We start from the raw sequence: 15,438 nt of genomic DNA, 5'->3' as shown, positions 1-15,438 counted from the left end.
TGCGCGGTACCCCGGCGCTGGGAGGAGCTCGTTCAGGCCAGAGTGCCGCAACCGGTCTTCAGTAGCTGCCGGGCGGTTTCCGCCTCTGCCAGGCCGAGGTGGTCGAAGACGGTCACCGCCTCGGACAGGCAGTGCTCGGCCCGTTCCGGTCGTTCCAGGGCGAACAACGCCTGGCCCATCGTCATCAGCGCCATCCCGCGCCCCCAGTCGTCACCACACTCGACCAGGTTCGCCAGCCCGCGTTCCGCGCTGGACAGCGCCCGTTCGGGCGCCCCCGCCCGCAGATGCGCCTCGGCGATGCGCACCAGCGCCATCCCCGCCCACTCCAGCCATCCCATCTGCGCGAACTCCCGCCACGCGCCGTCCAGCACCTCGAGCGCCTCGCCGTACTCACCGGCAGCGGCCAGGGTGACGCCCAGCTTGTACCGGGTGCGCGGCTCGGGCACGCCGCCGTGCAGCTCCGCCTTGATGGCATATCCGGCCTTCGCCGCGGAAGCCGCCGCGCCCACGTCGCCCAGCCGCAGATGGACCATGGCGAGGTTGCCCAGCAGGGTGGCCTCGTCCTCCTGGAACCCGAGCTCGCGCGTGATGACCCGGGCCCGCTCGTACAGGTCGAGGGCGCCCGCGTTGTCCCCGTCACGGCTCTCGACCAGGAACGCGAGCCCCGCCAGGGCGCTCGCCTCCAGGTACCGGTCGCCGCTGGCGGCGCCCAGCTCCATGGCCCGGTGCGCGTCACGCCGGGCCGTCTCGGTGCCGGTGGTGAACCGGCACGCGCGCAGCACGCGGGCGAGCCCTTCAGCGGCGCGCTCGTCCCTGCGTTGCGCCTGCTCGATCAGCAGGTCGAGGCCGTCGCGGATGGTTCTGGAGGGGCTGGCCATGCTGATGATCATTTCGGCCAGCTGGGCGACCTGGTACAGGTCGCTGTCCTCCTGACGGATCCGCTGGATCACGGTGAGGAGCACGGTGTCGTCGATCCAGGCGACACCCTCGGCCGCGTCGGCGAAGGACGCCCCGTCAGCGGCGGCGATCGCCATCCGGTCGGGCAGCGAGTCGCCTGGATTGTGCAGGCGGTAGGCGTTGACCACGCTTGCCACGAGGAACCGCCACAGCCGCTCCGCCGCCGCCTGCCGTACCCCCTGCGCCTCCTCCCGCCCGCGGGCGAAGACCTTGAGCAGGTCGTGGAGCCGGTAGCGGCCCGGCACCATCGACTCCAGCAGGCTGAGGTCGACGAGCGTCTCGCACAGCTCCTCCGCCTCCGGCTCGGGCAGGCCGAGCAGGCGGGCGGCCATCGCCAGGTGCAGGTCACCGGCGTCCGGTACGGCCAGCAGCCGGAACGCGCGGGCCAGCTCGGGGGAGACCTGCTCGTACCCGAGCGCGAAACACGCCTCCATCGCCAGGCTGCCCACCCGCAGCTCGGCCAGGCGGCGCTGCTCGTCGGCCAGCCTGTCGCGCAGGTGCGCCACACTCCACCCCGGCCGCGCCGCCAGCCGCGCACCGGCGATCCTGACGGCCAGCGGCAGGAAACCGCAGGCCGACACCAGGTCGAGCGCGGCAGCGCGTTCGGCGGAGATCCGCTCGGCGCCGACGATCGCCTCCAGCAGCCGCAGCGCGTCCTGCGGCTCGGCCACGTCCAGGTCGAGGTGGACGGCCCCGCCCAGCACGCCGATGCGCGCCCGGCTGGTGACCAGCACCGCGCAGCCCTTCGTGCCGGGCAGGAGGGGGCGGATCTGGTCGGCCGTGGCCGCGTTGTCGAGCACCACGAGCACCCGCCGGCCGGCCAGCGCCGTGCGGAACGAGGCGGCCAGCTCCTCCAGCGCCTCGGGCACGTCGCGCTGCCCCAGCGCCATGAGGAACGTGTGGAGCGCCGCCTCCGGCCGCATCGGATCGTCCCCCGCGCCACGCAGGTCGAGGAAGAGCTGCCCGTCGGGGAAGGCGGACGCGACCCGGTGGGCCACGTGCACGGCCAGCGTCGTCTTGCCCACGCCGCCCAGCCCGGAGACCGCGGAGATCAGCACCGCCTCGGCCGGGTCCTCCGCCAGCCGGTCGACGAGCGACGCGACCTCCCGCCCGCGGCCGGTGAAGTCGACGAGATCCGGAGGAAGCTGGCGCGGCACGGGCACGGCGACCGGCTGAGGGGCGGCTGTGGCCGTACCGGCGACGATCTCGTCGAAGATCCGCGTCAGCTCCCGCGACGGGTCGACGCCGAACTCCTCGCTCAGCAGCTCGCTGGTCTCGGCGTAGACGGCCAGCGCCTCGGCCTGCCTGCCCGCGCGGAACAGCGCCCGCATCAGCAGCCCGCGCAGGTGCTCGCGCGTGGGGTGGGCGGCGCACAGGGAGGTGAGCTCGCCGACGATCTCCTGGTGGCGGCCGAGCTCGAGGTCGGCTTCGAGCCTGGCGGACAGGGCAGCCAGCCGGAGTTCCGCCAGCCGTACCCGCTCGGCCTCGGCCCACGCGCCAGGGAGACCGGCCAGCGGTTCGCCCCGCCAGAGGTCGAGCGCCTGGCCGAGCAGGAGCCTGGCCTGGTCCGGCGCCTCGGCCCTGGACCTGGCGACCAGGTCGGAGAAGGCGGCCAGGTCGAGGTCGCCCGCGCAGTGGTAGTTCGATCCCGCGCTGATCAGGACGTCGTCGCTGAGCGCGATGCGCAACCTGGAGAGGTACGTGCGGATGGTGGCCACGGCGGTTTTGGGCGGTTCGTGATCCCAGACGATGTGCACCAGCTGGTCGACGGTGAGCGGTCCAGGGGCGAGTAGCAGCGCGGCCAGGACGAGCTGCTGCTGTGGAGTGCCCAGGGCGACCTCGCCCCCTTCGTCGCGAGCGAGAAGGGGTCCGAGCAGATGAAAATGCACGCACGAATAGTACGGTCCCGTATCCGGAGATCGAAAAATTGGTAGCGTCTGCCCCGTGTTGTGGTGGATGCGGGAAATCTCCCGTCAGGTGCTGGCGATGCCGCTGGCCGTGGCCGCGTTCTTCCTCGCTGACGACTTCCTGGTCTCGGTCATGGCCTTCTGGGACGTCTACGCCACGACCTACCTGGTCCTCACCTGGCTGGCGTACAGGAACCGGACGCTCCAGGAGCTCCACGCCCTGGCGAAGACGTCGAGGCTGCGAGGGATGAACCGGTTTCTCGCGTTCGAGCCCCTCCGCCTCTCCCAGGGCGCCGCGCTCCTGGCCTTCGGCGTGACGATCGCGGCCATGCCGCAGGCCGACCAGACCGGCGCGGGCGCGCTGGTCATCGTGCTGAGCGCGGTCGCCGTCGTCACCTCGTGGATGATCCTGCAGGCCGGCTTCGTCACGCACTACCTGGCCCTGCACGCCGAGCACGGCGGGCTGGACTTCCCCGGCGACGAGGAGCCGGGGGCCGCGGACTTCGCCTACTTCGCCTTCTCCGTGGGCACCACGTTCGGCACCACGGACGTGACGGTGACCGGCCGCCGCATCCGCCGCCAGGTGCTGGTCCACGGCGTGCTGGCGTTCCTGTTCAACACGCTCATCCTGGCGGTGGCGATCACCTTCGTGACCTCGTACGTCAGCGGCTCCTGACGGGGTTCAGAGGGGCACTTCGGCGAGGATGATCTGGTTGCCCTCCGGGTCGGTGACCATGGCGAACGGTCCCCAGGGGGCGGCGACGGGCTCGCTGATCTCGACGCCGCGCCCGACGAGTTCGGCGCGGGTCCTGGCGAGGTCGGTGGTGTGGAGGGTGGCCCAGGTGGTCATGGGCGGCTTGTCGGGGTTGGCGGCAGCGGACAGGATGCCGACGGTGGCGTGCTGGCCGGGCAGCCCGACCTCGATCCAGCGGACGCCAGGGGCCACCTCGCTGTCGAAGCGCTGCTCGAAGCCGAGCTTGTTCACGTAGAAGTCCACGTACACGTCCTGGTCCTGGACGTAGAGGGGGACGACGCCAATACTGTCGATCATGAGGGGCCCTTCGATGCCTGGATGAGGCTTCGAGCATGCCCCGCGGTCTGTATGCGGCTGGTATCCGGCGCGTATGCCGGGTCTCAGCCGTGGTGGGACGCCTGCTCCCAGGAGGCGCGCAGGGCCGCGACGGCGATCGCGAGCTCGGCCTCGTCGCGCGGGGCGTACAGCATCACGATCGTGTCCGGCCACTGCGGGCGCAGGCTGATCGGATGCGCCTCGACCCAGCCCGCCTCGGTCAGGGGGCCGATGAGGGGAGCGGGCAGCGTGAGGTGCATGAACCCGGCCCGGTGGATGTGCCCGAACTCGTCGCGGCTGGGATGCAGGAACGCCTCCCACGGACCGCTCGGCTCATGGAGGCGCAGGGCGAGCGACGAGGGCTCGGACACCTGGCTGGGGCCGGTGAAGACGCCCGGCAACGACTCCGCCTCCTTGACCAGGGCCGCCCGGATCTCCGGCGGGGAGAACTGGTCCAGCTGGTCATGCGGGATCTCCAGGCCGCTGGTGGTCGGGCGGGTGCCGACTCGGCGGGTGAGAGTGCTGACGTCCATGGAGGCACCGTACTTTCTGTGCGCTGGTTACTTCCTGTTCGCTCCATGAGCTTGCCCGACCATGGCCGGATGGCGGAAGAAGGCACTTTGCCCCGCGTACCGAACACAGATGTGCGCCCGAAAAATCGTGACACAGTGAGACGTTTTTCGCTGGGTGACCTATGTACCGGTGGGACATTCTCGGTTACGTTCCGGTCATGCAGGACGGTCTACGCCAGCGCAAGCAAGCCCACACGCGCAAATCCCTGACAGAAGCCGCTGTCCGGCTGTTCGAGGAGCAGGGGTTCGACGACACCACGGTCGAGCAGATCGCCGAGGCGGTCATGGTGTCGCGCAGGACCTTCCACCGCTACTTCGGCTCCAAGGACGAGGTGATCCTGGCCCACGAGGACGAGCAGTTCGAGCTCGTCCTCACCGCCCTGCGCGCCCGGCCCCCGCACGAGTCGGCGCTCCAGGCGCTCCAGAAGGCGCTCACCGCGCCGGGAGGGTTCGGGCTGCGGCGCAACCAGCGGATCCAGCGGCTGATCAACGGCAACCCCGCGCTGCTCGCCGCCAACACCCACCGCTTCCTGCTGCGCGAGCAGGCCCTGGCCGGTTGCTTCGCCGTACGGGCCGGGGTCGATCCGGAGCGGGACCCGCGGCCACGGATGCTGGCCGCGCTCGCGCTCACCGCGCTGCGCGTCGCGCTGCAGGAGTGGATCTCCGGCGGCGAGCTGACCATGTCCGGCTACGTCACCCGCGTCGGCCAGGCCCTCGGCCTCCTGGGCCGGGGCCTGGACCTGCCAGGCACCACCCCCCACAGGTAAGGAGCACGCCGTGTCCCGCAAACACCTGCTGTTAGCCCTGCCTCTGCTCGCCACCCTCCTGGCGCCCCAGCCCGCCCGAGCCGCCGCCCAGCGCTACGTGGCGCTGGGCGACTCGTACGTGGCGGGCGCGCTGATCGGCCACCCCGTCGGCAGTCCCGCCCTGTGCCTGCGCACCGACGGCAACTACCCGCACCGCCTGGCGCGCGCGCTCGGCATCGGCGACCTGGCCGACGCCAGTTGCAGCAGCGCGGAAACCATCCACCTGACCCAGCCGCAGCCCATGCCGGGCGGTCTCGGCCAGGCGCCACCGCAGTTCGACGCGCTCGACGAGGCCACCACGCTGGTGACGATCGGCATCGGCGCCAACGACATCAAGCTGCTCGACGTGATCTCCACCTGCGCCACCCTCAGCGCGCTGGACGCGCTCGGCTCCCCGTGCACCAAGCACTTCACCTCCGGCGGCGTCGACCAGCTCCAGCAGCGCATCGACGCGATGGCGCCGAAGATCGGCGCGGCGCTCCAGGAGATCCACGCGCGGGCGCCGGGCGCGCGGGTGCTGGTGGTGGGCTACCTCACCGTCTTCCCGCCGCGTTACGGCTGCTGGCCCGCCGTACCCGTCGCCGTCGGCGACATTCCCTACCTGTACGGCAAGCAGGCCGCGATGAACGACCTGCTGGCCGCCCAGGCGGCCGCGAACGGCGCCGGTTTCGTCGACGTGGACGCCGCCAGGCGCGACGTCTGCCAGATGCCGTGGCGGCGCTGGGTGGAACCGGTCGTCCCCGTCAGCCCGGCCACGCCGTTCCACCCCAACGGGGCGGGCATGCAGGCGGTCACCGACCGGATCCTCGCCGGGCTCGCCGCGTGACCACCGGCACCAGGAACATGGCGCCCCTGCTGGGCGCCATGTTCGCCACCAACCTCGCGGCCTACGTGGCGTTCGTCGGCGCGGCCCAGATCCTGCTGCCCGCGCAGGTCCAGGCGCTCGATCCGCAGGGCAAGGTCGCGGCGCTGGGCCTGGTCACCGGGGTCGCCGCCATCGCGTCGGTGGCGGTGCCCCCGGTCGTGGGCGCGCTGTCCGACCGGACCTCGTCCAGGTACGGCAGGCGCAGCCCGTGGATCCTGTACGGCGGAGCCGCCTCGCTGGCCGCGCTCGCGTTCACCGGAGTGGCCTCCAGCATCCCCGCGCTGCTCGTGGCGTACTTCCTGGTCTCGGCCACCGTCAACGTCGTGCTCAACACCCTGTACGCCGTGCTCGCCGACCGGGTGCCCGCCTCCAGGCTCGGACTCGCCTCGACCGTGGCGGGGCTCGGCCTCCCGATCGGCGGCCTGGTCGGCGTCGTGATGGCCGGGGCGCTGGTCGGCGCGATCCCGGTGGCGTACCTGATCACCGGGGCGCTCGTGCTGCTCGCCTCGATCCCGCTGGCGATCACCGCCCGCGAGCAGCGCCCTCCGGCCGCCCCGGCCCGCGGCCACCTGGGCGCGCTGCCGGCCGCGTTCCGCTCGCGCGACTTCACCTGGGTGTTCGCCTCGCGCAGCGTGCTGTTCCTCGGCTACTACTGCGTGGTCAACTTCACCCTCTACATCCTGACCGACTACATCGTCCTGCCAGCCGGGCTCACCCCGGTCGAGGCCACCACCACGCTCGGGGTGATCTCGCTGCTCTGCCTGACGGCGGGCACCGCCGTGGCCGGGCCGCTGGCCGACCGGCTGGACCGCCGCCGCCTGTTCGTGCTGATCTCCTCGCTGCTGACCACCGCCTCGGTGGCGCTGCCGCTGCTCTCGCCCACCTGGACCGTCGAACTGGTCGCCGGGGTGGTCGGCGGGCTCGGCTTCGGCGCCTACCTGGCGGTCGACCAGGCGCTGGCCACCCTGGTCCTGCCCGCCTCCGGCGCGGCCGGCCGCGACCTGGGCATCTTCCACATCGCGCTCAACGCCCCGCAGGTCGTCGGCCCGCTCATCGGGTCGGCCGCCATCGGGGTGGGCGGCTACCGGGCGCTGTTCGTCATCGGTGGCGTCCTCGCGCTGCTCGGATCCGTGGCCATCCTGCAGGTGAAGAGCGTCCGCTGAGCCCCAGGCCGAAGGCCGCCACCCCCAGCACCATGGCCGCGGCGACCAGGGTGAAGGCCGCGCCAGGCGCGAGTGTGTGGACGGCCACGCCCAGCACCGGCCCCAGCATCACCCCCGCGCCGGAGAACAGCCCGAACATCCCCCAGGCCCGGCCCGTGACGGCCGGGTCCTGACTCATGCACTCCCTGATCACCAGGTAGCAGTGCGCGAGGCACAGGTTGAGCAGCGCGAACGCGACCACTCCCGGCATCAGGAGCACGACGCACGCCCCGCACAGCATCGAGGCGAGCGCGAACCCCGGGTGCAGGAACCGCCGGGGCAGCCGTCCACCGGCGAGCACCCCCACCACGTAGGCGGCCGTCCCCACGGTCAGGACGAGGGACGCGGCGCCCGGCGTGCCGAGCGTGAGCGGCACCAGCGGCTCCATCGCGGTCTCCACGACGACGATCAGCAGGTCGAATCCGCCGAACAGGATCACCGGGCGGACCCAGCCGGACGACGGCCCCTTGTCCTCGGGCTCGGGTTCCGGATTGGGTACGGCACGCAGGCCGTACCAGCCGATCACCGCGGCCGTGACGGTGCAGGCGGCGATGACGGCGAGGATGCCGCGGAAGGACATCACCGGGTGGAGCAGCCCCGCCAGCAGCGGCCCGACGCCGAGCGAGGCCATGAGCGCCGCACCGGCGACGGAGAAGACCCGGGCGGCGGGCACGCCGGAGCGGGCGGCCACCGCCGCGGCGAGCTGGTTGTAGGGGGCGATCTGCAGCCCGGCGCCGACGCCCCACAACACCCGCCCCGCGATGGCGGCCACGGGACCGTCGGCCACGGCGACGCAGCCCATGCCCACCGCGCCGCAGGCCACCGCCAGCGGCAGCACCACGGCCGCGCCGTACCGGTCGGACAACCAGCCGCCGACGGGGCCCATGACCAGCATCGCCACGGCGTAGGCCGACAGGAACACCGCGAGCTGCCCCGCGTCCAGCCCGAGCCCCGCCTGCGCCTCGCCCAGGACGGGGAACAGGGCGCTGTAGGCCACGTTGCCCCCGGCCATCAGCAGGATGAGCAGCGTCATCGCAGGCTCACCCCGGCCACGGCGAGACTCCGCTCGATCGCCTCCCGCACCTGGCCGGGCGAGTCGGCGCGGAAATGGTAGGTGGCCGCGATGTCCATGTCGGGGGAGCCGGTGAACACGTGACCGGGTGGGGACAGGCGCTCGAAGTACAGGTGGGGGATCCGGCCGAGCAGGCTTGTCACCTCGGCGACCTCGGCGCCGGGGACGCCGGGCAGCTCCAGGTAGCCGACGTGCCCGCCGTACTCGCCCGGCAGCGTGCTCGGCTCGCCGAGCTCGATCGCGATCCACTCCTTGACCAGGTCGACCCCGTACGCGTCGAGGAACAGGTCCGGCGTCGGGCCGCCGCCCACCCGCGCGCCGACCTCCAGGAACACCGGGCCGTCGGGCGTCTGGATGGCCTCCAGGTGGAACAACCCGTCGGTCAGGTCCAGCGCCTTGAGGCACAACTCGGTGAAACGGGTCATCTCCTCGGCCGCCGCCCCGTCCTGCGTCAGCGACCCCAGCGGTTGGCCGCGGTGGAAGTCGTAGCAGTTCCCGACGTACGCCGAGGCTCGCGCGAAGGGCACCGATCCATCGCGGACCACGCCGTCGACGTGCCAGATCGGCCCGGTGACGAACTCCTCGACCTGCAGATCCTCGAACGACCCCGCGATGTCGAGGCCCCGGCCGAGCACCTGGGTGCCCTGACTGCCCATCCCGGCGCGCGGCTTGACGATGACGTCCCCGCGCGCCGCCTCGGCGAAGGCGGCCAGCTCCTCGGCCGAGTGCACGATCTGGAAGGCGGGTACGGCCAGCCCGGCCGCGGCGACGGCCTGCTTCATGGTCGGCTTGTCACGAAATTTCAGGAGATCGTGGGGGCGCGCGCCCGGGACGTCCAGCAGGTCGCGGATCCGCCCGCCGGTGAGCAGGTCGGCCTCGGAGAACGCCAGCACCCGGTCCACGCCGCCGAGGTGCCTCGCGCACTCCCGAGCCGCCTCCACGACGGCGTCAGCGTCGTTCATGTCGTGCGGTACGACCGCGTGTCGGGCGCCCTCGGGGACCTGCCAGCCGTCCACGGTCACGTAGGCGACCTGGTGCAGCCGGTGGTCGATGTCGCGGCCGTAGCTGGCGAAGGCGTCGGTCCAGCGGTTGACGATCAGGATGCGCATGCTTCCTCCAGCCGCACCTCGACGAGCTCCAGCGCGCGCTCCATGGCCTGCCGTACCTCGTGCTCGGTCGGGGCGGCGAAGTAGTAGGCGGCCGCCAGGTCCAGGTCGGGCGGGCCGGTGAACAGGTGCCCTGCGGGGGCCAGCTCCTGGTGGTGGGCGCCGGGCAGGCTGGTGACGTCGGCCACCCGGCGGCCTGGACTGCCCGGGAACAGCAGCGAACCGGCAGCGCCGGAGCGGGGGAGGGGGGAGGGCGGCTCGCCGAGCTGGATCCTGATCCACTCGGCGAGCAGGTCGACGCCGTGCGCTGCGTGCATCAGCCGCACCACGGGGCCGCCGCCGACCCTGGCGCCGACCTCCAGGAACACCGGGCCGTCAGGGGTGTCGATGGCCTCCAGGTGGAAGGCGCCGTCGTGCAGGTCCAGGGCCTTGACGCACTGCTCGGCGAAGTGGGCCATCTCCTGGGCCGGGCCGTCCGACCTGGTGAGGGAGCCGACCGGGGCGCCGCGCAGGAAGTCGTAGCAGGTGCCGAGGTAGGAGGAGGCCTGGACGAAGGCCATCGTGCCCTCGCGGACCAGGCCGTCGACGTGCCAGATGGGTCCGGTGACGAACTCCTCGACCTCCAGGTCGGCGAAGTCGGCTCCGTCGAGGAGGGCCGCCGCGTCCTCGCCGCGGCGGATGAGCCGGCAGCCCTCGCTGCCCGCACCGGACCGAGGCTTGGCGATCACGTCACCGCCGGTCTCCGCCTGGAACCGGACGACTTCTTCCACAGTGGAGACCACCGCGAACCGCGGCACACGCAGCCCCGCCGCCGCGACGGCCTCCTTCATCACCGGTTTATCCCGAAATTTCAGGAGATCGCTGGGCCGGGCGCCCGGGATGTCCAGCAGCTCCCGGATCCGGGCGGCCACCAGGAGGTCCATCTCGTAGAAGGCCAGGACCGCGTCGAACCGCCCCCTGCCCATAGCCGCCCTGACCACGGCCTCGTGATCGTCCAGGTCAGGCAGGCGAACGACGAGCGACGCACCGGCGGGCGCCGCCCAGTCGGGGGTCGTGAGATAGACGACCTGGTGGACCTCGTGGTCCAGGTGCTGGTCGTAGGCGGAGAACTCGTCCGCTCGCCGGTTGATGATCAGAACGCGCATGGTCATGAACCATGCGGTGCCTCAGTCGACAACCGATAGACGACTCGTTGAACACCTGCGCGGCCGTGCCCACCGGCTGTCGCTGGAGGGCGCGCTCCAGGACATGGAGGCCGATGAAGGCCACCCCGCCACCGGCGGGCAGCGGGCCCCGCCCTTGAAGGAGGTGCCGAGCGCCGCGTTGAGGTCACGCGCCCACGCGTCGGTCAGGCTCAGCTCCACCCTCTTCGGGCCGACGCCGCCGTTGCGCGGGCCGAAGTCGCCCGTCAGGAACGGCGGTGACGATGCCCTGCTACTTCAGCCCGGCGAGGAAGGCGGCGAAGGGCGCCTCGCCGCCGCTGGACAGGTAGCTGCCGACCTCTCCCGGGGCCGGGCAGCCCTTGACGGCCTGAGCCGACGCCGCCCGGTCACGTCCATGGAAGATCCCAAGATTCTCTCCAGGACCTGAAGGCTCCTCCGTGGGTCAGATCGCTTCCCAGAGCTGGGCCTTGTTGTTCAACCCGGGCGAGCAGGTGAAGATCTTGACGAAGGAGGCGAAGGTGTCGAGGCAGCTGTTGCCGTCCAGCGCCGACCTGATCTGGTTGAACCCGGACCCCTTCTGGAACGGCACGCCGCCCAGGGTGAACCACCTGACGCCGGGGTTGGAGGTGTCACACACCCGCTCCACCACCTGAGCGCCGAAGTCCGCCGTGTCGGTCGCGACGCAGAGCTGCGTCGCCGGGTTGCGCAGCACGAACGAGTCGCTGCCGAGCGGGATGATCTCCCAGTTCTGCTCCCTGACGTTGTGGCAGTCGAAGCGCTGCAGCCGGGCGCCGGGGTTGAAGATGCCGTCCTGGGTGCGGATGTCCAGGCACCTGTTCTGCTCGGCCTCCTTGATGTGCACGGGCGTGGCGGCGTGCGCCGCGCCGGGCATGAGGGCCGTGACGATCGCGAACGCGCCGATGACGCTCGCGAGGCGGGAAAGACGTTTCATCGTGGGGTTCTCCCTGATCGACGGGCTGGTTCCCTACGAGTACGGCGTTCCGCCGGGTTCCATCCCGTTCCGGTCTCAGCCCTTGAGCCGGAAGACGGCCGAGGTGTGGTCGTCCTCGGTGCGCCAGACCGAGCCGACCGCCCAGATCTCCTTCGTGCCGGGGATGCGGGCCAGGCCCCAGAGGTCGACCTTGTTCCCCGCAACCCGGGGTGCGCTGGTCGTCCACTGGCCAGAGGCGGAGCGCGACAGCACCACGGAAGTGCCGTTTTCCGGGTGGGCGAGCAGGCGGATGCCGCCCGCCCCGTCGGCGACCGCCTGGCCGAGGGTCCAGCCGCGGTAGGGGAGCGGCACCGGTACGGACGTCCACGCGGAGCCGTCGAAGTGGGCGGCGACGGCGGGCTCGCCGAAGATCCACACGTCCTTCGCCGAGATCGCCAGGACGCCGGTCAGTGAGGTGGCCTTGGGTACGGCACTGCCGGGCCGTACCCGCCGCCACGTCGTGCCGTTGAAGCGCATCACCCGCTCGGCGTCGACGGCCCAGACGTCCGTCTGGGAGGCGGCGCTCAGCTGGGTGGGGACGAAGGGGGCCGTGGCGCGGCGCCACCGGTGACCGTTCCAGAACCAGGTGCCCGAGCCGAAGGTCCACACGTGGTGGCGGCCGAGCACCAGGCCCTGGTCGAAGCCGCGCATCCCGGGCGCGGTCGTGTCGCGCCAGCGGGAGCCGTCGAAGCGCAGGGCATGCGCCTCGCCGGTGTCCGACGAAGTGAACGCCCACACGTCGCCGGGCGCGGACGCGCCGCCGGAGGTGGCCGTGCCGTAGATCGGGCCAGGCAGCCTGGCGGTCTTCCAGGCCCGGCCGTCCCAGTGCTGGGCGACCGGGTGGACACCGCCACCGGCGCACTCGTCGTCGATCGGGTCCGTCTGGCCGAAGGCCCACACGTCGGAGCGGCTCAGCGGGACCAGCGTCAGCATCGAGTCGCACCCGCCGTAGTCGTGGAGCCTGATCACCTCCCAGTCCGCCGGGGCGGGCGGCGGCGGGAGCAGGGTCAGGACGGTGGCCATCGCCATGCGGATCAGCACACCGCCATTGTGACGAATCCACCGGCAACTGGTGACAGATGCCGATAGGCCGGCCGTAACTTGATCATTACCGTGGCAGCATGAAGCCCTTCAGCCTGGCGATCACGGTCCTCACCCTCTCCCTGGGAGTCGCGCCCGCCCATGCGAGCACCAGCGACGCGGTCTGCTTCTCGGGAAGCCGGACGCCGACCGGCGGCGGCTACTACAAGGTGTCGGCGTCCGGGTGCGACGGCCACAGCGGCACGACCGTCACCATCCGCTTCGGCCCCGCCGCCGGGACCTACAGCTGCGGCTGGACGTTCCTGTGGAACAGCCAGCTCGGGGCCGAGAACTGCCTGGTAAGCAGCTCGGCGTAACCCTTGCCCTGGTAAGGTGCGGACATGTCCGTCTCCGCGCGCCTCGCCCCTGGTTGCCGCCCGCGCGGCTGCCGGGCGCCTGCGCGGCGGGTGCACGGGCGCCGGGTCCGCTATGCGATCGGCTCCGACCCGGGTCAGGTGAACGGCATGCGATGGCTTCGCGCGCCGCGCATGACGCAGGGCGTCTGAGGACCCTTCCTCCGCCCGTCCTCTGCCTTCTGGTGCGAAGGCGGGAGTTCTGCCTCTCTGCGTGGAGACGCCCTCGGTGATCACCGCTGACCCTGACGGCAGAGGAGCTGTCGCATGTCCCTTTCCCCCCACCGAGAAGGCTACTTCGGCGCCTTCGGCGGCACGTTCATCCCTGAGGCGCTCGTCGCCGCGGTGAACCAGGTCGCCGACGAGTACGAGAAGGCCAAGGCCGACCCCCGGTTCGCCGCCGAGCTCGGCGAGCTGCTCGCCGACTACACCGGGCGGCCGAGCGCACTGACCGAGGTGCCGCGCTTCGCCGAGCACGCCGGCGGCGTACGGATGTTCCTCAAGCGCGAGGACCTCAACCACACCGGATCCCACAAGATCACGAACGTCCTCGGGCAGGCGCTGCTCGCCCGGCGCATGGGCAAGCCGCGGATCATCGCCGAGACGGGCGCCGGGTCGCACGGCGTGGCCACCGCCACCGCCTGCGCCCTGTTCGGCCTCGAGTGCGTCGTCTACATGGGCGAGGTCGACATGGAGCGCCAGGCGCTCAACGTCGCCCGCATGCGGATGCTCGGCACGACCGTCGTCCCGGTGACCTCCGGGTCCCGCACGCTGAAGGACGCCATCAACGAGGCGTTCCGCGACTGGGTCGCCAACGTCGAGTCCACGCACTACCTGTTCGGCACCGCGGCCGGCCCGCACCCCTTCCCGGCCATGGTCCGCGACTTCCAGCGGGTCATCGGCGTCGAGGCCCGCCGCCAGCTCCTGGAGCGCACCGGGCGCCTGCCCGACGCGGCGATCGCGTGCGTCGGCGGCGGCTCCAACGCCCTCGGCCTGTTCCACGCCTTCCTGCCCGACGCCGGGGTGCGCCTGGTGGGCTGCGAGGCCGCCGGGCACGGCATCGAGTCGGGCAAGCATGCGGCCACGCTGTCGGCGGGTGAGCCGGGCATCCTGCACGGCTCGCGCTCCTACGTGCTGCAGGACGAGGAGGGCCAGATCACCGAGGCGCACTCGATCTCGGCGGGGCTGGACTACCCGGGCGTCGGCCCCGAACACGCCCACCTGCGCGACCTCGGGCGCGCCCAGTACGTCCCGGTCACCGACGACGAGGCCATGCGGGCGATGCTGCTCCTGTCCCGCACCGAGGGGATCATCCCGGCGATCGAGAGCGCCCACGCCCTGGCAGGAGCGCTCGACGTGGGCAAGGAACTCGGGCCTGACGGGCTGATCCTGGTCAACCTGTCCGGGCGCGGCGACAAGGACATGGACACCGCCGCCCGCTACTTCGGCCTGTACGACACCGACGGGGAGTCCGAGTGAACCGGCTGCTGGACGACACCTTCGCCAGGACCAGGGCCGAGGGCCGGGCGGCGCTCGTGGCCTACCTCCCCGCCGGGTTCCCGACCGTCGACGGCGGCATCGAGGCGATCAGGACGGTCCTGGACGCCGGGGCCGACATCATCGAGATCGGGCTGCCGCACAGCGACCCGGTCCTGGACGGTCCCGTCATCCAGACCGCCGACGACATCGCCCTCCGCGGCGGGCTCAAGATCGCCGACGTGATCCGTACGGTCAGGGAGGTCCACGCGGCCACCGGCAGGCCGGTCCTGGTCATGTCGTACTGGAACCCGATCTCCCGCTACGGCGCCGAGCGGTTCGCCACCGAGCTCGCCGCAGCGGGCGGGGCGGGGTGCATCCTGTCCGACCTGCCCGTGCAGGAGTCGGCGACATGGCGCGAGCACGCCGACAGGCTGGGCCTGGCGACCGTGTTCGTCGTCGCGCCCAGCACCGGGGACGAGCGGCTGAAGCAGATCACGGCGGCCGGTTCCGGCTTCGTGTACGCCGCCTCGACCATGGGCGTCACCGGCGTTCGCGAGACCATCAGCGCCTCGGCCGCAGATCTCGTACGGAGAACCAGGGCGGTCACCGACCTCCCGGTGTGCGTCGGGATCGGCGTGTCCACCCCCGCGCACGCGGCCGAGGTGGCGGGCTTCGCCGACGGGGTGGTGGTCGGCACCGCCTTCGTCCAGACGGTCCTCGACGCGCCCGACGAGGCCGCCGGGCTGGAGTCCCTGCGCACCCTCACCACCGCGCTGGCAGAGGGCGTCCGGTCCTGACCCGAACGGGGGGAGACCC

At 72.0% G+C, this 15,438-nt stretch carries 17 protein-coding genes; 9 read left to right on the top strand and 8 right to left on the bottom strand.

Features of this window, described 5'->3' with window-relative positions; genetic code table 11:
• Positions 1–32: 32 nt before the first annotated feature.
• Positions 33–2,846 carry a BTAD domain-containing putative transcriptional regulator gene (locus tag ACIBG8_RS08110; RefSeq protein WP_397341870.1) on the bottom strand — a complete coding sequence of 938 codons (2,814 nt, stop codon included), beginning with the start codon at positions 2,844–2,846 and terminating at the stop codon, positions 33–35.
• 55 nt (positions 2,847–2,901) lie between these two features.
• Here ACIBG8_RS08110 and ACIBG8_RS08105 point away from each other — a divergent pair, with 55 nt between their 5' ends.
• Positions 2,902–3,540 carry a DUF1345 domain-containing protein gene (locus ACIBG8_RS08105; protein WP_397341869.1) on the top strand — a complete coding sequence of 213 codons (639 nt, stop codon included), beginning with the start codon at positions 2,902–2,904 and terminating at the stop codon, positions 3,538–3,540.
• Between the two features lie 6 nt (positions 3,541–3,546).
• Here the strand turns inward: ACIBG8_RS08105 and ACIBG8_RS08100 are convergent, their stop codons facing one another.
• The gene (locus tag ACIBG8_RS08100) at positions 3,547–3,915 is read right to left on the bottom strand and encodes a VOC family protein (protein ID WP_397341868.1); all 369 of its coding nucleotides are present in this window, start codon (positions 3,913–3,915) and stop codon (positions 3,547–3,549) included.
• An 83-nt stretch (positions 3,916–3,998) separates the two neighbouring features.
• Complete coding sequence (locus ACIBG8_RS08095; RefSeq protein ID WP_397341867.1) at positions 3,999–4,466, bottom strand: luciferase family protein; 468 nt, start codon at positions 4,464–4,466, stop codon at positions 3,999–4,001.
• 197 nt (positions 4,467–4,663) lie between these two features.
• Between ACIBG8_RS08095 and ACIBG8_RS08090 the strand changes: the two genes are divergently transcribed.
• The 3 genes from ACIBG8_RS08090 to ACIBG8_RS08080 are packed head-to-tail and all read left to right on the top strand — an operon-like array spanning position 4,664 to position 7,339.
• Positions 4,664–5,272 carry a TetR family transcriptional regulator gene (locus tag ACIBG8_RS08090; protein ID WP_397341866.1) on the top strand — a complete coding sequence of 203 codons (609 nt, stop codon included), beginning with the start codon at positions 4,664–4,666 and terminating at the stop codon, positions 5,270–5,272.
• Positions 5,273–5,282: 10 nt separating this feature from the next.
• Positions 5,283–6,137: an SGNH/GDSL hydrolase family protein gene (locus ACIBG8_RS08085; protein WP_397341865.1), complete on the top strand. Its 855-nt coding sequence runs from the start codon at positions 5,283–5,285 to the stop codon at positions 6,135–6,137.
• Positions 6,134–7,339, top strand: a complete 1,206-nt coding sequence (locus ACIBG8_RS08080) for an MFS transporter (protein ID WP_397341864.1) — start codon at positions 6,134–6,136, stop codon at positions 7,337–7,339. The genes ACIBG8_RS08085 and ACIBG8_RS08080 overlap by 4 nt, the downstream gene beginning before the upstream one ends.
• Here the strand turns inward: ACIBG8_RS08080 and ACIBG8_RS08075 are convergent.
• Genes ACIBG8_RS08075 through ACIBG8_RS08065 form a run of 3 tightly spaced genes read right to left on the bottom strand, consistent with a single transcriptional unit; the run spans position 7,275 to position 10,701 of the window.
• The gene (locus tag ACIBG8_RS08075; protein ID WP_397341863.1) at positions 7,275–8,411 is read right to left on the bottom strand and encodes an MFS transporter; all 1,137 of its coding nucleotides are present in this window, start codon (positions 8,409–8,411) and stop codon (positions 7,275–7,277) included. The genes ACIBG8_RS08080 and ACIBG8_RS08075 overlap by 65 nt on opposite strands.
• Entirely contained in the window at positions 8,408–9,559 is a 1,152-nt protein-coding gene (locus tag ACIBG8_RS08070) for an acetyl-CoA carboxylase biotin carboxylase subunit family protein (protein WP_397341862.1), read from the bottom strand. Before ACIBG8_RS08070 ends, ACIBG8_RS08075 begins: the two co-directional genes overlap by 4 nt.
• Positions 9,547–10,701: an acetyl-CoA carboxylase biotin carboxylase subunit family protein gene (locus ACIBG8_RS08065; protein ID WP_397341860.1), complete on the bottom strand. Its 1,155-nt coding sequence runs from the start codon at positions 10,699–10,701 to the stop codon at positions 9,547–9,549. Before ACIBG8_RS08065 ends, ACIBG8_RS08070 begins: the two co-directional genes overlap by 13 nt.
• On the opposite strand from ACIBG8_RS08065, the gene ACIBG8_RS08060 reads away from it, so the two are divergent.
• On the top strand, positions 10,682–11,146 hold the full coding sequence (locus ACIBG8_RS08060) for a hypothetical protein (RefSeq protein ID WP_397341859.1): 465 nt from the start codon (positions 10,682–10,684) through the stop codon (positions 11,144–11,146). The genes ACIBG8_RS08065 and ACIBG8_RS08060 overlap by 20 nt on opposite strands.
• Positions 11,147–11,161: 15 nt before the next feature.
• On the opposite strand, the gene ACIBG8_RS08055 is transcribed toward ACIBG8_RS08060, so the two are convergent.
• Both ACIBG8_RS08055 and ACIBG8_RS08050 read right to left on the bottom strand, forming a co-directional pair.
• The gene (locus ACIBG8_RS08055; RefSeq protein ID WP_397341858.1) at positions 11,162–11,671 is read right to left on the bottom strand and encodes an RICIN domain-containing protein; all 510 of its coding nucleotides are present in this window, start codon (positions 11,669–11,671) and stop codon (positions 11,162–11,164) included.
• 75 nt (positions 11,672–11,746) lie between these two features.
• Positions 11,747–12,751, bottom strand: a complete 1,005-nt coding sequence (locus ACIBG8_RS08050; protein WP_397341857.1) for a hypothetical protein — start codon at positions 12,749–12,751, stop codon at positions 11,747–11,749.
• 80 nt (positions 12,752–12,831) lie between these two features.
• Here ACIBG8_RS08050 and ACIBG8_RS08045 point away from each other — a divergent pair, with 80 nt between their 5' ends.
• From ACIBG8_RS08045 to trpA, 4 genes are all read left to right on the top strand, one after another.
• Positions 12,832–13,107 (top strand): hypothetical protein, encoded by a 276-nt coding sequence (locus tag ACIBG8_RS08045; protein ID WP_397341856.1) that lies wholly within the window; start codon positions 12,832–12,834, stop codon positions 13,105–13,107.
• Between the two features lie 24 nt (positions 13,108–13,131).
• Positions 13,132–13,296, top strand: coding sequence for a tryptophan biosynthesis modulator TrpM (gene trpM, locus ACIBG8_RS08040; RefSeq protein ID WP_397341855.1), 165 nt, complete (start codon positions 13,132–13,134; stop codon positions 13,294–13,296).
• A gap of 114 nt (positions 13,297–13,410) precedes the next feature.
• Positions 13,411–14,622, top strand: coding sequence for a tryptophan synthase subunit beta (trpB, locus tag ACIBG8_RS08035; protein WP_397341854.1), 1,212 nt, complete (start codon positions 13,411–13,413; stop codon positions 14,620–14,622).
• Positions 14,619–15,419: a tryptophan synthase subunit alpha gene (gene trpA / locus ACIBG8_RS08030; protein ID WP_397341853.1), complete on the top strand. Its 801-nt coding sequence runs from the start codon at positions 14,619–14,621 to the stop codon at positions 15,417–15,419. The genes trpB and trpA overlap by 4 nt, the downstream gene beginning before the upstream one ends.
• The last annotated feature ends 19 nt before the right edge of the window (positions 15,420–15,438 follow it).

Source organism: Nonomuraea sp. NPDC050556 (genome assembly GCF_044457355.1).
Lineage (GTDB): Bacteria > Actinomycetota > Actinomycetes > Streptosporangiales > Streptosporangiaceae > Nonomuraea.
Note: the sequence above shows the minus strand (reverse complement) of the source record. Positions and strands in the feature narration are given on the sequence as shown.

Excerpts from the sequence above, each read along its gene's own strand:
- ACIBG8_RS08100 (WP_397341868.1), bottom strand. The coding sequence starts at position 3,915 with ATGATCGACAGTATTGGCGTCGTCCCCCTCTACGTCCAGGACCAGGAC.
- ACIBG8_RS08095 (WP_397341867.1), bottom strand. The coding sequence starts at position 4,466 with ATGGACGTCAGCACTCTCACCCGCCGAGTCGGCACCCGCCCGACCACC.
- ACIBG8_RS08090 (WP_397341866.1), top strand. The coding sequence starts at position 4,664 with ATGCAGGACGGTCTACGCCAGCGCAAGCAAGCCCACACGCGCAAATCC.
- ACIBG8_RS08075 (WP_397341863.1), bottom strand. The coding sequence starts at position 8,411 with ATGACGCTGCTCATCCTGCTGATGGCCGGGGGCAACGTGGCCTACAGC.
- ACIBG8_RS08070 (WP_397341862.1), bottom strand. The coding sequence starts at position 9,559 with ATGCGCATCCTGATCGTCAACCGCTGGACCGACGCCTTCGCCAGCTAC.
- ACIBG8_RS08065 (WP_397341860.1), bottom strand. The coding sequence starts at position 10,701 with ATGCGCGTTCTGATCATCAACCGGCGAGCGGACGAGTTCTCCGCCTAC.
- ACIBG8_RS08055 (WP_397341858.1), bottom strand. The coding sequence starts at position 11,671 with ATGAAACGTCTTTCCCGCCTCGCGAGCGTCATCGGCGCGTTCGCGATC.
- ACIBG8_RS08045 (WP_397341856.1), top strand. The coding sequence starts at position 12,832 with ATGAAGCCCTTCAGCCTGGCGATCACGGTCCTCACCCTCTCCCTGGGA.
- trpM (WP_397341855.1), top strand. The coding sequence starts at position 13,132 with ATGTCCGTCTCCGCGCGCCTCGCCCCTGGTTGCCGCCCGCGCGGCTGC.
- trpB (WP_397341854.1), top strand. The coding sequence starts at position 13,411 with ATGTCCCTTTCCCCCCACCGAGAAGGCTACTTCGGCGCCTTCGGCGGC.